The sequence below is a fragment of the Peptoniphilus rhinitidis 1-13 genome, from assembly GCF_000246925.1.
In the GTDB taxonomy this organism is placed as follows: Bacteria; Bacillota; Clostridia; order Tissierellales; family Peptoniphilaceae; genus Peptoniphilus_A; species Peptoniphilus_A lacydonensis.
Genome location: NZ_BAEW01000004.1, coordinates 25027 through 40388, shown reverse-complemented (window position 1 = coordinate 40388; position 15362 = coordinate 25027). Strand labels below are relative to the sequence as shown.

Annotated in this window: 12 protein-coding genes and 1 other RNA gene; all 13 read left to right on the top strand. The window is 30.6% G+C overall.

The features are described from left to right. Positions 1–9 precede the first annotated feature (9 nt). The 13 genes from RH95_RS04015 (at position 10) to leuS (ending at position 15320) form a co-directional block, all read left to right on the top strand. On the top strand, positions 10–831 hold the full coding sequence (locus RH95_RS04015) for a pyruvate, water dikinase regulatory protein (protein WP_010244767.1): 822 nt from the start codon (positions 10–12) through the stop codon (positions 829–831). A 4-nt stretch (positions 832–835) separates the two neighbouring features. Further along, positions 836–1849: a deoxyguanosinetriphosphate triphosphohydrolase gene (locus RH95_RS04010; RefSeq protein ID WP_010244764.1), complete on the top strand. Its 1014-nt coding sequence runs from the start codon at positions 836–838 to the stop codon at positions 1847–1849. Further along, positions 1850–3643 (top strand): DNA primase, encoded by a 1794-nt coding sequence (gene dnaG, locus RH95_RS04005; protein WP_010244761.1) that lies wholly within the window; start codon positions 1850–1852, stop codon positions 3641–3643. Continuing rightward, positions 3633–4721 carry an RNA polymerase sigma factor RpoD gene (gene rpoD / locus RH95_RS04000; RefSeq protein WP_010244758.1) on the top strand — a complete coding sequence of 363 codons (1089 nt, stop codon included), beginning with the start codon at positions 3633–3635 and terminating at the stop codon, positions 4719–4721. Before dnaG ends, rpoD begins: the two co-directional genes overlap by 11 nt. After that, positions 4718–5410 (top strand): tRNA (adenine(22)-N(1))-methyltransferase, encoded by a 693-nt coding sequence (locus RH95_RS03995; protein WP_010244755.1) that lies wholly within the window; start codon positions 4718–4720, stop codon positions 5408–5410. The genes rpoD and RH95_RS03995 overlap by 4 nt, the downstream gene beginning before the upstream one ends. After that, positions 5391–6167 carry a Nif3-like dinuclear metal center hexameric protein gene (locus RH95_RS03990; RefSeq protein WP_010244752.1) on the top strand — a complete coding sequence of 259 codons (777 nt, stop codon included), beginning with the start codon at positions 5391–5393 and terminating at the stop codon, positions 6165–6167. The genes RH95_RS03995 and RH95_RS03990 overlap by 20 nt, the downstream gene beginning before the upstream one ends. Positions 6168–6192: 25 nt before the next feature. Then, positions 6193–6517: RNase P RNA component class A (gene rnpB / locus RH95_RS09220), an RNA gene on the top strand. Between the two features lie 168 nt (positions 6518–6685). Continuing rightward, the gene (locus RH95_RS03985; RefSeq protein WP_010244748.1) at positions 6686–7810 is read left to right on the top strand and encodes a C40 family peptidase; all 1125 of its coding nucleotides are present in this window, start codon (positions 6686–6688) and stop codon (positions 7808–7810) included. A 445-nt stretch (positions 7811–8255) separates the two neighbouring features. Beyond that, on the top strand, positions 8256–9512 hold the full coding sequence (gene gltS, locus RH95_RS03980; protein WP_010244745.1) for a sodium/glutamate symporter: 1257 nt from the start codon (positions 8256–8258) through the stop codon (positions 9510–9512). Positions 9513–9673: 161 nt separating this feature from the next. Then, positions 9674–10132 carry a transcriptional regulator NrdR gene (gene nrdR / locus RH95_RS03975; RefSeq protein WP_010244742.1) on the top strand — a complete coding sequence of 153 codons (459 nt, stop codon included), beginning with the start codon at positions 9674–9676 and terminating at the stop codon, positions 10130–10132. Position 10133: 1 nt separating this feature from the next. Beyond that, entirely contained in the window at positions 10134–11435 is a 1302-nt protein-coding gene (locus RH95_RS03970; protein ID WP_010244740.1) for a replication-associated recombination protein A, read from the top strand. A gap of 76 nt (positions 11436–11511) precedes the next feature. Further along, positions 11512–12900, top strand: coding sequence for an asparagine--tRNA ligase (asnS, locus tag RH95_RS03965; RefSeq protein WP_010244738.1), 1389 nt, complete (start codon positions 11512–11514; stop codon positions 12898–12900). Positions 12901–12908: 8 nt separating this feature from the next. Continuing rightward, positions 12909–15320 carry a leucine--tRNA ligase gene (leuS, locus tag RH95_RS03960; RefSeq protein WP_010244735.1) on the top strand — a complete coding sequence of 804 codons (2412 nt, stop codon included), beginning with the start codon at positions 12909–12911 and terminating at the stop codon, positions 15318–15320. Positions 15321–15362 lie beyond the last annotated feature (42 nt).

Below are 15362 nucleotides of genomic sequence, written 5' to 3'. Positions count from 1 at the left end.
GGAGGAGAAATGAGTAATAGAGATAATCAACTAACGATTTTTGTTATCTCAGATTCAATTGGAGAAACTGGAGAGTTAATCGCTAAAAGTTCTGCGAGGCAATTTGAATCTGAAAATTATGAAATAATTAGATATCCTTATCACAATAGTATTGATCAAATAAAGCCAGTCCTTGAGAAGGCATCTAGAATTAAAAATAGTTTAATTGTCTATACCAATGTTGTAAAGGAAACTAGAGAATTTATAAAAGAAAAAACTCGTGAACTAAATCTTCATACAGTTGATGTAATGGGAGAGCCAATGCGCCAAATTGAAGATATTTTGGGGTATGAACCTTTGAGAGAACCTGGGCTTATAAGAAGACTTGACGAGAATTATTTTAAGAAAGTTGAATGCGTTGAGTTTGCTGTTAAGTATGACGATGGAAAAGATCCTCGTGGTGCAAAAAAATCGGATATATGTCTTGTGGGGATTTCTAGAACTTCAAAAACTCCTCTTTCTATGTATCTTGCCAATAAATTATATAAAGTTGCAAATATACCTCTAGTTCCAGAAGTACCTGTGCCAAATGAAGTCTACGAAAAAGATGTGGATAGAATTATTGGACTTACTGCAAATCCAGAAAAAATTATTTCTGTCAGAGAACAGAGATTAAAGTCTTTAGGGCTTACTTCAGGAGCAAAATATGCTAATTATGACAGAATAAAAGAAGAACTTAATTATTCGAAACAAGTTATGGAAGAATTAGGATGTTTTGTAATAGATGTATCTGATAAAGCAATAGAAGAAACTGCTGAAATTATAATTAATCATTTGGAGTCCAGGATGTGATTAAATGAATCTTAGAGTTGAGAGAGAAGAACTTGAGCATGAAATGTTATTTGATTTTGCAACTTTTGCAGATTCAACTTTGGGAAGAAAAAATATAGAAGAAAAATGTAATCTTAGAACTGAATTTCAAAGAGATAGAGATAGAATTATTCATTCAAAAAGTTTTAGAAGACTTAAACACAAGACACAAGTATTTATTTCACCTGAAGGAGATCATTTTAGAACAAGGCTCACTCATACTCTTGAAGTCAGTCAAATTGCCAGAACTATTGCCAGATCACTTAGACTCAATGAAGATTTAGTTGAAGCGATTGCACTTGGTCATGATCTTGGGCACACTCCTTTTGGACATTCTGGAGAAACAGTTTTAAATGAATTAAAAGAAAGTGGTTTTATTCATTCAGAACAATCTTTAAAAGTTGTAGATTTTTTGGAGAGATCTGATAAGAGAATTGGTTTAAATCTTACAGAAGAAGTGCGTGATGGAATACTTAATCATTCAGGAGATGGCAATGCAAAAACTCTTGAGGGAAAGATTATAAAATTTGCTGATAGAATTGCTTATATAAATCATGATATTGACGATGCCATTAGAGCTGGAATTATTTCTTCTGATTCACTGCCTAAGGAACTTACAAAAGTTCTCGGCAACACTTCATCTGAAAGAATAAATACAATGATAAATGCTTTGGTAACTAAATCCTATGGAAAACCAATTGTGGAAATGGAAGAAGAAGTTTATGAGGCGACTATGGAACTTAGAAAATATATGTTTAAAAAAGTCTATATGGATTCTGTTGTGAAAAGTGAAGAAATAAAAATAAAAAGACTTTTAGGTGAACTTTATAAATATTATGAAGAAGATTTAAATAGAATTCCTAAAAATCATTTAGATCTTTATGACAGTAGAGTTCACAGTGACGAAGATATTGTAGCTGATTATATTGCAGGTATGACAGATACTTATGCAATGAATCAGCTTAAAAATATTTTTATACCGAAGGGATGGAGCATTTAATTGTATGTAATTGATGATAATGTTCTTGATGAAATAAGAGATCGTGCAGATATTGTTGATTTAATTGGGGGATATGTTGATTTAAAAAGGTCAGGTTCGAATTATATGGGACTCTGCCCTTTTCATTCGGAAAAGACACCTTCTTTTTCAGTTTCACCTTCTAAAGGCATTTTTAAATGTTTTGGATGTGGAGTTGGAGGAGATGTCATAACATTTATTATGAAAAGAGAAAACTTAGGTTTTCGTGAAGCTGTTGAGTTTTTGGCAGATAAATACAATATAAGATTAAATGAATACAAAGATGAAAATAAAGAAGTGCGAGAAAAAAGAGATAGGTTTTATGAAATTAATAGAGAAGCCGCACTTTATTTTTGGAAGAATTTAAATTCTTCTAAAAAGGCAAAGCTTTATTTAAAAAATAGAATGTTAAATGAAAAAACAATAAGAAGTTATGGAATAGGCTATTCTAAAGATTCTTGGACAGATTTGTTGGATTATTTAAAGAGTTTGGGGTATGAAGAAGAGGAACTTTTTGAATTAAATTTAGTTTCAAAGAGTAAAAATGGAAATTATATTGATAGATTTAGAGATAGAATTATGTTTCCAATTATTAATAGGAACAATAGAGTTATAGGCTTTGGTGCAAGGGGTTTTTTTGATGCAAAGCCAAAGTACTTAAATTCTAAAGAAACGCCAATATTTCACAAGGGAAATAATCTTTTTAATATGAATATTATTTCTAAAGAATCTTCTCGAGAAAGAATTATATTAGTAGAAGGTTATATGGATGTTATATCTTTGTATAATAGTGGTATAAATTATAGTGTAGCAAGCCTTGGTACTTCTCTTACTGCTGATCAAGCTAAAATTATAAAGAAGATGGCAAGGGATATTTATATTTGCTATGATAGCGATGACGCAGGTATAAATGCGACTTCAAGAGCCATTGATATATTCCTTTCAATATCTGTTAAGCCAAAAATAATTGAATTAGATGGAGGGTTAGATCCAGATGATTTTATAAAGAAGTATGGCGTTGAAGGCTTTGAAAATAAAATCAAAGGTGCAATTTCTTATATTGATTTTAAAATCAAAAGATTAAAGGAAAACTTTAATTTAGAAGAAAATGAAGGACTTAGCAATTTTACTATAGAGTCTGCTAAGATTTTTTCTAGTATAAAAAATCCTATTGAGAGAGATATTTTTGTAAAAGATTTTTCTAAAAATTATAATATTTCTATAAATGCTATAAATAATTATATTAATTATTTAAATAGGAATAAGTTAAAAGAAAATAGAAAGGATAGATTTAAGGTAAAGAAAAATACTAATGTGGTGCAAAATACAAAAACTAAAGCACAAGAGGAATTATTGTCATATTCTTTACTGGATAATGATATCTATGAATATATAAAAAATAAAATTGAAGTATATTATTTTACAAATGTAAATACGAGAATTGTATTTGAAGAGATTCCTAGAATGTTTGAAGAAGAATTGGATATAAGGGAATTTTTATACGATTTAATTGATAAAAAATTAATAGAAAAAGATTTTGTAGAAATTATTTTAGATCTCATAAAAAAAATTAATGTAAATTACAAGATAATTGATGAGTTGATAAGTACACTTGAAAAAAATTATTTGCAGAATGAAAAGAATAAAATCCTCGAAAATATCGGAAAACTTCAAGGAGAAGAAAATAAAAATCTCTTACTCGAAGCTTTAAAGGATTTAAAATCGATTAATTTAAAGCTAAATGAGTTGAAAGGAGAGGGTAATAATGAGCGATGATATAAAAAATAAAGATTCCATTGAATCTGTGATGGAAAGACTTTTAGAAGAAGGCAAAAAAGAAGGAAAACTCTCTTATGACGAAATAGGTGATGCCTTTGAAAAAGTTCCAATGGATTCTGATGAAATAGATGAAATGTATAAAAATTTTGAAAAACAAGGTATACATTTAATTGACGAAAAAGATTCTAAAGGTGATGATGAAGAAGTAGATGTTACTAAAGAAGATTTGTCTGTACCAAAAGGCGTTACAGTTGACGATCCTGTTAGAATGTATCTAAAGGAAATTGGAAAAATTTCTCTTCTTACAGCTGAAGAAGAGGTTGAAATTGCCAAGAGAATGGAAGTAGGGGATGAGTCTGCAAAAAAAGAACTCGCAGAAGCAAATCTAAGGCTTGTTGTTTCTATTGCTAAGAGATATGTTGGACGTGGAATGAGCTTTTTAGATTTAATTCAAGAGGGAAATCTTGGACTTATGAAAGCTGTTGACAAGTTTGATTATACAAAGGGTTTTAAATTTTCTACTTATGCAACTTGGTGGATTAGACAAGCAATAACAAGAGCAATTGCTGACCAAGCAAGAACTATTAGAATTCCAGTTCACATGGTCGAAACTATTAATAAACTTGTAAGAGTTCAAAGACAACTTGTTCAAGATCTTGGTAGAGATCCTCTTCCAGAAGAAATTGCAGCAGAAATGAATTTAGATGTTGATAGAGTACGCGAAATTCAAAAAATTGCACAGGAACCAGTTTCTCTCGAAACTCCAATTGGAGAGGAAGAAGACTCTCATCTAGGAGATTTTATACCTGACGATGAAATTTTATCGCCACAAGATGCAGCTACATTTACTCTTTTAAAGGAACAATTAAACACAGTTTTAGAAACTTTAACTGAAAGGGAAAAGAAAGTTTTGACACTTAGATTTGGACTTGAAGATGGAAGGGCTAGAACACTTGAAGAGGTTGGCAAAGAATTTGATGTAACTCGTGAAAGGATTAGACAAATAGAAGCTAAAGCACTTAGAAAGTTGCGTCATCCAAGTAGATCAAAAAAATTAAAGGATTATTTAGAATGATAAAGTTATCGAACAGGCTAAAGAAAATTGCAGAACTTGTAGATTTTGGAGCTTCGGTAATTGATGTGGGCACAGATCATGGTTATGTGCCCAATTTTTTATGCGAAGAAAATATTTCAAAAGATATAATCGCCACAGATATTTCAAAGAATTCTCTAGAAAAGTCTATTGAATTAACAAAAAAACTCAATAATGAAAAGTGCATTAAAAATATTCTTGCAAATGGGATAGTAAATGAAAAACGTGAAAATATAATAATTGCAGGTTTGGGCGGAATTCAAATTGCAGATATTATTTTAGATTCTTTTGAAATTGCTAAAGATGCAGAAAAGTTAATCTTACAACCTATGCAAAAGACAAATATTTTAAGACGAGAACTTTTTAAAATGGGTTTTGAAATTATTGACGAAGAGATTATATTTGAAGATGAAAGATTTTTTGAGATTATTGTTGCAAAATATTCTAGAGAGCGAAAAATTTACAGTGAAGAATATTTTTATTTTTCAGAGAAATTAATTGAAAAAAAAGATAAGACTTATCTTGAATTTTTAAAAGAAAGAGAAAGGAATATAAAAAATATTATGAAAAGTTTTAATTGCAATAATAAAAGAGCGGAAAAAAGAAAAGGAGAACTCTATTACTTGCTAAAAAAGACAGAGGAGGCAATATATGAAATATCCTGTAAGTGAGATTAAAGATTATATGCAAAATTGGGCAAAAGATGAATATCAACTTAGTTGGGATAATTCAGGGAGCCAAATTGAGTTTAAAGAAAAAACAGATTCTGTAGTTCTTGGACTAGATTTAACGGATAATTTAGTTGAAAAAGCTATTGAAACTAATTCAAAGCTAATTATAACGCATCATCCAATGTTTTTTTCTGGCACAAAAAGTATTATAGAAGGATCTTATTTGGGTGACAATATTATAAAACTTATAAAAAACAATATTTCTGTTTTCTCCTACCATACTTCCATGGACATTGCAAATAATGGTGTAAATGATACACTTTTTGAAAAATTAAATTTAATGAATAAAAAAGTTTTGGCCCGTGAAGAAGAAAAATCAATGGGACTTGTTGGAGATTTGTCAAAAAGTTATACCACAGAAAAATTAAAAAAGTTTTTACAAGATTCTTTGGATTATAAGAAAATAAAAATCTATGGGAAAGAGAATAATAATATAAGAAAAGTTGCTATTCTTGGTGGCAGTGGAGCAGACTTTATAAGTGATGCAGTAAGAAGTGGATCAGATGCTTTTATAACAGGCGATATAAAGTATCATGACGGTCAAAGGGCTTATGAAAATGGTATTTTAGTTTTTGATGTTGGACATTTTTGTTCAGAAAAGATGATACTTGAAAAGATAAAAAATAATCTTGAAAAAAATTTTAAAAATTTAAATTTTTATATAGAAGAAGGAAATAGCTATGAGCTTGATATTTAAGGAAATAAATGGTAAAATATTTTGGTAAGTAAATTGGTCAACTGCACAAATGTGAGGAAAGTCCGCGCTCCATAGAGCAGGGATGCTGGTTAACGACCAGTGGGGGCGACCCCAAGGCAAGTGCAACAGAGATATACCGCCATAATGGTAAGGGTGGAAAGGCGAGGTAAGAGCTCACCAGATTATTAGTGATAATAATGCTATGTAAACCCCATTCGGAGCAAGACCAAATAGGAATAACAGATGTTGCTCGCATCTGCCGGTAGGTAGGTTGCTAAAGATTATAGGCGACTATAATTTAAGATTGATAGTTGATTAAACAGAACGCGGCTTATAGATTTGCTTACTACATAAACAACAAAAAGTTACAAATTAGTTAAAATTTTCTTAACTTTTTTGTAACTTTTTGTTGTTTTTTTGTAATAACTTTGCTATACTTAATTAGTAATAAAAATTGAGCTAGAGGTCTAACTATTTTTAGACAGAATATAAAATTGATAGTATAGGAGTTGTTAGTATTGTTTTCCTTAAAAAATAAATTGCCGCTAGGCTTAGTTGCACTTTGCGCAGTTTCAGTAGTAGGCATGAAAGATACAGGAGTATTTATTAACGAACATGTACAAAAAACATATAGTGGAAATGAAATTAAATTTGCAATAGGCGAAAAAGTAGAAGTACTTGAAAACAAAGGAGATAATTATTATATTTCTAAAGGCAAAGCAAAAGTTACAGTTCCACAGGATAAAATTTTACTTACAGAAGTAAATCTTCCTACTTATAAAGTTGTTAAAGCAAGTCCAATTTTAGATGACAATGGCAAAATTATTAGAAGTCTTTTTCTAGATGAATATGCAGTGTTTGTTTCAGAAAATGGAAATAATGTTAAAATTAAATGCAATGATGGCACTGTTGGAAATGTAGATAAGTCTGCACTTAAGAAAGTTTCTGATAGAAGAAATAATGTAACGGAAGTTGAAGTTAAAAATAAAACTGTTGCAAAAAATGGCAGTGGTAAAAAATTAAATTTAAATAAAAATCAAGTTGTAAATGTTGTCAATTACAACAATGGAAATTTTGTAATTGAAGAAAATGGAAATTCTTACAATGTTGATGCTAAAAATTTAAATATTGTTTCTGGAAAGAAAGCCGAAAGAAACGAAGAAGAAACATTTAGAGATGATGAAAAAGAAATTCAAGAAACAATAAAACGTCAAGAAAAAGATAGACAAAAGGAATCAAGACAAATTCAAAAATTCCCAGCTACAGCTTCTTCTATTGCTTCAAAGGTAATAATGTCTGCTGAAAATAAAATTGGTTCTACATATGTTTATGGAGATACTGGCAAGGAAGGATATGATTGTTCAGGGCTTGTATATTCAATTTACAATGATGAACTTGGAATTTCAATTCCAAGAGCTTCTTTTTCACAATCAACTTGTGGAAAACAAGTATCAAAATCTGACTTACAAGAAGGAGATTTAGTTTTCTTTAACACAACAGGAAATGGTGTGAGTCATGTTGGTATTTATATTGGAGGGGGCAAGTTTATACACGCTTCTTCTGGTCAAGGAAAAGTAGTAACTTCTTCACTAAGTGAAGAATATTATGAAGATACTTACGTAAACGCAACACGCGTGTTATAATTTAAAATTAAAAATGTTCTAAAATATCTGTTGAGAGATACAAAAATATTCCTCAACAGATATTTTTTTGCAAAAAATAATACTTGTACTCCAATATCTTAAAAAAACAAAACGCTCATAAAGTGGGAATATAAGTGTGCAGGATAATATTGATTTACTTGCAAAGGATATTGTAGTTTTTTATTTTGATTAGAAATTTTCACCATAATTTTTTTATGTAGTAGTTTTTACGATTATTTAAAAAATTGATGAAAAATTAGAAAATATGCTGAAAATAGTTATTAAAAATTGAATAAGAAACAAATTGATTTAACTCAATACAATAAAAAACAATTAGCAAACAAAAATTTTTTAGTGGGAGATATTGCAAAAATGAAAAGGTTTTATTATAATATATATACGGTCTTAAAAAAGGCTAAAAATTATATAAAAGGAGGGCGATTAAATGACTACTATTTCATTTAATGTCATGCAAACTGTTGGATTTGCAATCATAGTTTTTTACATAGGTAAACTTATCAGAAGCAAAGTCCAATTCTTTCAAACATTTTGTGTTCCTGCTCCAGTAATAGGAGGATTTTTATTTGCAATTATACGACTTTTATTACAAATAGCTGGGATTGCAAATTTTGAGTTTGATCAAACACTTAAAGATCCGTTTATGATGGTATTCTTTACTTCAATTGGAGTTGGTGCAGATCTTGAAACACTAAAAAAAGGTGGAAAAGGATTTTTAATTTTCGTAATTGTATCAACAGTTCTAGTAGTTTTACAAGATATTCTTGGTCTTGTACTATCTCAAGCTATAGGAGCCGACTCTCTTCTAGGATTAATTTGTGGTTCAGTTACAATGGTAGGTGGACATGGTTCAGCAGGAGCTTGGGGCACTACTTTTGAAGAACAAGGCCTTGCAAATGGATCTACTTTTGGTATGGCTGCAGCTACGTTTGGTGTAATTATGGGTTCTCTAATAGGTGGACCAGTGGGTTCTTCACTAATTAGAAAACACAATTTAGCTAAACCGCTTGATCAAGTAGGAGAGGACGTAGATGTAGTTGAAAGTATAGAAAGAAATAATGCTGGGGAAAATTACGAAAAAGTTGTTCCTCTTGAAGCATTAGATTTTATTAAAGTTCTTGGTCTTATTTTTGTAGCTGTTGGTATAGGTGCAATTTTACAACAATTCATTAAGGATCATGTAACAGTACTTGGTACTCCACTAAGCTTACCAGCATATGTAACTGCAATGATTTTTGCGGGTATATTTGTAAACACACTTGGTAAAAAAGGTTCTAAATGGGCAGTTGATGAGAGAGCAAATTCAATTTGTGGAGATGTTGGACTAAACGTATTCTTAGTAATGGCACTTATTGATATGAATTTGTTAGATCTTAAAGAAGTTGCAGGATCAATGCTTATTATCTTAATAGCTCAAACATTATTAATGGCACTATTTGCTTACTTTGTAACTTATTGGGCAATGGGCAGAGATTATGATGCAGCAGTTTTAGCTGGTGGTGTTTGTGGATTTGGTATGGGTGCAACTTACAATGCTATTGCAAACATGGACTCAATTACAGAAAGATATGGTCCATCTCCAAAAGCTTACTTTATACTACCAATGGTAGGCGCTTTTGCAATTGACATCATTAACTCATTCTTTATTACGATTTTCTTAAATATTGCTCAAACATTGAGATAAAAAGATTTAAAGATCATAAAGTTTTTGCTTTGTGGTCTTTTTTAATTCTTTAGATTAGCATAAGGTTATCTTTAACTATTGAATAAAGAAAAGTTAAATGATAATATTGTTATAAACTTAAAAGGTCCATCTGGACCTTTATTTAAATTGGGGTGATAAATATGAAATGTCCTTTTTGTGGATGTGATGATTCAAAAGTTTTGGATACTAGACCAACTGATGAAGGTTATACAATTAGACGCCGCCGTGAGTGTTTAAGTTGTCAAAAAAGATTTACTACTTATGAAAAAATAGAAAGGTCTCCGATAATGGTTATAAAAAAGGATGGAAACAGGCAAGCTTTTGATAGAGAAAAAATTATTAGAGGAATGATAAAGTCTTGCGAAAAAAGACCTGTTTCTATATCTGAAATTGAAGATGCTGTAAATAATATAGAAAAGAGAATAGAAAATTCTATGCGAAAAGAGATTACTTCCCTTGAGATTGGCGATATGGTAATGGACGAGCTTAAAGACTTGGATGAAGTTTCTTATGTTAGATTCGCCTCTGTTTATAGAGAATTTAAAGATTTACAGTCTTTTATGGATGAGCTAAAGAATTTTGTGAAAAAGAAGAATTAATATGGATTTATTTGAATTTAGCATGCAAAAAAACTTAAAAAACAATGCTCCTCTTGCCGATAGAATGCGACCGAGAAATCTAAATGAATTTGTTGGTCAAGATCATGTAATTGGAGATGGAAAATATTTATCTCGTTTGATAAAAAGCGATAGGATTGGATCTATTTTGTTTTATGGTCCTCCAGGAGTTGGCAAGACAACTTTGGCTGAAATAATAGCAAAGACTACGAATAAAAATTTTGTAAAATTATCTGCTGTTACTTCTAATTTAAAAGAACTAAGAGAAGTTTTGAAAAAGGCAGAAGACTCTATGAAATTTCACGATGTTTCTACAATTGTTTTTATTGATGAAATTCACAGATTTAATAAAACTCAACAGGATGCTCTTCTTCCCTTTGTAGAAAGGGGGATTATAACTTTAATTGGTGCAACGACAGAAAATCCATATTTTGAAGTTAATAGAGCACTTCTATCTAGAATGCAAATTATAAATTTGTTGCCGCTTGATGATAAAGATCTTTTTAAATTGTTGGATACTGCACTTTCTGATAGTGAACGTGGTTTTGGAAACAAAAATATTGAAATGAATAATTTTGCAAAGAAAGTTCTTGTAAAAAATTCTAATGGAGATGGAAGATTTTTATTAAATAGTTTGGAAATTGCTGTTCTTTCTACTGATGAAATTGATGGGGTTATAAATATTGATGAAAAGGTAATAGAAGATTCTCTTTTAGTAAAAAATATAAAGTACGATAAAAATGATAGTGAACATTATGATACCATTTCTGCTTTTATAAAGTCTATGAGGGGAAGTGATCCCGATGCGGCTCTTATATATCTTGCGAAAATGCTTGAGGGCGGAGAAGATATTAAGTTTATAGCAAGACGTCTTATTATTTTTGCTTCAGAAGATGTGGGAAATGCTGATCCACAGGCAATGATATTGGCATCTTCTTGTTTTAATAGTATAGATGTAGTAGGTATGCCTGAAGCTAGAATCATTTTGGCACAAACTGTAACTTATCTTGCAACTACAGAGAAATCTAATGCAAGTTATCTTGGAATAAATAAGGCAATAGAAGATGTTAAAAAATCCAATAATGTTGTCATCCCAAAAAATATTAGAGATAAACACAATCCACAAAATGAAACAAATAAAAAGTATTTATATCCGCATAATTACGAAAATGCTTATATTAATCAAAATTATATGCCAGAGAATTTTTCTGGAGAAAAATATTATGAGCCTAAAAATATTGGCTACGAAATAGAGATAAAAAGACATCTTGATAGTTTGAAATAAGCCTTTAAAATTGACAAAAGGTTTATTTAATAATATACTTTACTATTATGTATAAGAATGAAAAATAGGAGGAATTATGTCAATTAGCATTAGAGATATTTTTAAAAATTCCGATGAATTTTTAGATAAAGAAATAGTATTAAGCGGTTGGGTAAAAACAAGTAGAGCGTCAAAAAATTTTGGTTTTATCGAACTTACTGATGGAACTCATTTTAAACCAATTCAAGTTGTTTATGGAAAAGAGCTTGATAATTTTGATGAAATTGAAAAGTTTCCAATTAGCTCATCATTAGAAGTTAGTGGAAAAATCGTAAAGTCACCTGGAAAAAATCAATCTTTTGAACTACAAGCAAATAAAATTGTTGCAATTTGTTCATCAGATCCATCTTATCCACTTCAAAAGAAAAGACATACTATGGAATATTTGAGAACAATTTCTCATCTACGTCCAAGAGCAAATACATTTAATGCTGTTTTTAGAGTAAGATCTCTAATTGCTTATGCAATCCACAAATTTTTCCAAGAGAAAGGATTTGTATATGTTCACGCTCCAATTATTACGACATCTGATGCAGAAGGTGCAGGAGAAATGTTCCAAGTTACAACCTTAGACATTGATTCTATTGCAAAATCAGAGCCAACAGAAGTGGACTATACAAAAGACTTTTTTAATAAAAAAACTCATTTGACAGTTTCAGGGCAACTTGAAGCAGAAGCTTTTGCAGAAGCTTTCAAAAATATTTACACTTTTGGTCCAACATTTAGAGCAGAAAATTCAAATACACAAAGACACGCTGCTGAGTTTTGGATGATTGAGCCTGAAATGGCTTTTGCAGATTTAAATGTAAATATGGATGTTTCAGAGGAAATGCTAAAGTATATCATAAATTATGTTCTTGAAAATGCAAAAGAAGAAATGGAATTTTTCAATAGTTTTATTGATAAAGGCTTGTTAGAAAGACTTCAAAATGTTGTTGACAATGAGTTTGCGAGAATAACGTACACAGAAGCTATTGCAATATTAGAAAAAGCTGATAGAGAATTCAATTATCCAGTTAGCTGGGGAATAGATCTTCAAACTGAACACGAAAGATATATAACAGAGGAAGTTTACAAAAAACCAGTATTTGTGACGGACTATCCAAAGGAAATAAAAGCATTTTATATGTACGAAAATGAGGATAAAAAAACTGTTGCTGCAATGGATCTTTTAGTACCTGGAGTTGGAGAAATTATTGGTGGATCACAAAGAGAACATAGACTTGATGTTTTAGAAGAAAAAATGAAAAATATTGGAATGAACATGGATACTTATGATTGGTATCTTGATCTTAGAAGATATGGTTCAGTTGTCCATTCTGGCTTTGGGCTTGGTTTTGAAAGAGCTGTAATGTATATAACTGGAATGAAGAATATTAGAGATGTAATACCTTTTCCAAGAACTGTTGGGAATGCAGAATTTTAGGAGTTGTTATGAATAAATATACGCCGAGCGAGATAGAAAAAAAATGGCAAGATTTTTGGGATGAACATGAATCTTTTGTATGTGAAGATAACTCAGATAAAGAGAAATTTTACGCTCTTGTAGAATTTCCTTATCCATCTGGACAGGGACTTCATGTTGGTCATCCAAGGCCATATACAGCTCTTGACATTGTTTCGAGAATGAAAAGAATGCAAGGATTAAATGTTTTATATCCAATGGGTTGGGATGCATTTGGTCTTCCAACAGAAAACTATGCAATTAAAAATAAGATTCATCCTGCAATTGTAACCAAAAATAATATAGAACATTTTAAAAAGCAATTAAAATCAATTGGTTTTTCTTTCGATTGGTCAAGAGAAATAAATACAACTGATCCAGAATATTATAAGTGGACTCAATGGATTTTTCTACAACTTTACAAAAATGGACTTGCTTATAAAAAGGAAATGCCTATAAACTGGTGTCCGTCATGTAAAGTTGGACTTTCAAATGAAGAAGTTGTAGGTGGAAAATGTGAAAGATGTGGACACGAAGTCGTAAGACGTGTTAAGAGTCAATGGATGCTAAAAATTACGGATTATGCGGATAGACTTATAGAAGACCTTGATGATCTCGACTTTATTGACAGAGTTGTAACTCAACAAAAAAATTGGATTGGAAGAAGTGAAGGTGCAAGTGTAAACTTTTCTCTAAAAGATTTAGATGAGAAACTTGAAGTTTTTACGACTAGACCAGATACAATTTTTGGGGCAACTTATATGGTAATTGCACCAGAACACCCACTTATTGATAAATATAAAGATAAAATAGAAAATTTAGCTGAAATAAATTCTTATAGAGAAGAAGTTTCAAAGAAAAGTGATTTTGAAAGAACAGAGCTTGAAAAGAATAAGACTGGCGTTGAAATCAAAGGAATTAGAGCTATAAATTCGCTTACTAATAAAGAAATTCCAATTTGGATTTCTGATTACGTTCTAATGACTTATGGGACTGGAGCCATAATGGCAGTTCCTGCTCACGATGATCGTGACTATGACTTTGCGAAAAAGTTTAGTCTTGAAATAATTCCTGTAATTGAAGGCAGTGATGTAAGCAAACATGCAAACACTGAAACAAGTTCTGGAAAGATGATAAATTCAGGAATTTTAAATGGACTTGAAGTAAAAGATGCTATTTCAAAGATAATAGATTATTTAGTTGAAAATAATTTAGGCGACAGAAAAGTTAATTATAAGTTAAGAGATTGGGTTTTCTCTAGACAAAGATATTGGGGGGAACCAATTCCAATAGTTCACTGTGAAAAATGTGGTTATGTTGCACTTCCAGAAGAAGAGTTACCTTTACTTCTTCCAGAAGTTGAAAATTATGAACCAACAGATTCTGGAGAATCACCACTTGCAAAAATGACTGATTGGGTAAATACAACTTGTCCTAAATGTGGCGGTCCAGCTAAAAGAGAAACTGATACAATGCCACAGTGGGCAGGATCATCTTGGTATTTCTTAAGATATACAGATCCACATAATGACAAAGAACTTGCAAGTAAAGAAGCTTTAAAGTATTGGCTTCCTGTTGACTGGTACAATGGTGGTATGGAACATACAACACTTCACTTGCTTTATTCAAGATTTTGGCACAAATTTTTATATGATATGGGTGTAGTTCCCACTAAAGAACCATATCAAAAGAGAACTTCTCATGGAATGATTTTGGGAAGTAATAATGAAAAGATGTCTAAGTCAAGAGGAAATGTTGTTAATCCTGATGATATTGTAAGAGATTATGGTGCAGATACTTTAAGATGCTATGAAATGTTTATTGGTGATTTTGAAAAGCCAGTGCCTTGGTCAGAAAATGGAGTAAAAGGTTGCCGAAGATTTTTGGAAAGAGTTTGGAATCTTCAAACTATTATAGTTGATGAAGATAATTATTCAGAAAAACTTGTAACAGAAATCCATAAAACTATAAAAAAGGTAACAGAAGATTATGAAAATTTAAAAGCAAATACTGCAATAGCACAACTTATGGGCCTTTCAAATGAATTTAATGATGCTGGAAAAATTACAAAAGAAGATTTTAGAACTTTCCTAATTTTGTTAAATCCAGTTGCACCACATATTACAGAAGAATTATGGCAAATTTGCGATTTAGGTGGAATTTTGTCAGAACAAGAGTGGCCAATGTTTGATGAAAAGCTTACAGTAGATGATGAAATAGAAATTCCAGTTCAGTTTAATGGAAAAGTTAGATTTACGATAAATATATCTAGGGACTCAAATCAAGACGAAGTTTTTGAAATTTTAGAAAAAGATGAACTTTATGCAAAAAATATTGAAACTAAAAAAGTTGTAAAGAAGATTTATGTTCCAAATAAGATTGTAAACATAGTTGTAAAATAAAATGAAAAGCACTTTTTAGTGCTTTTTGTTCTTTATGAGGAG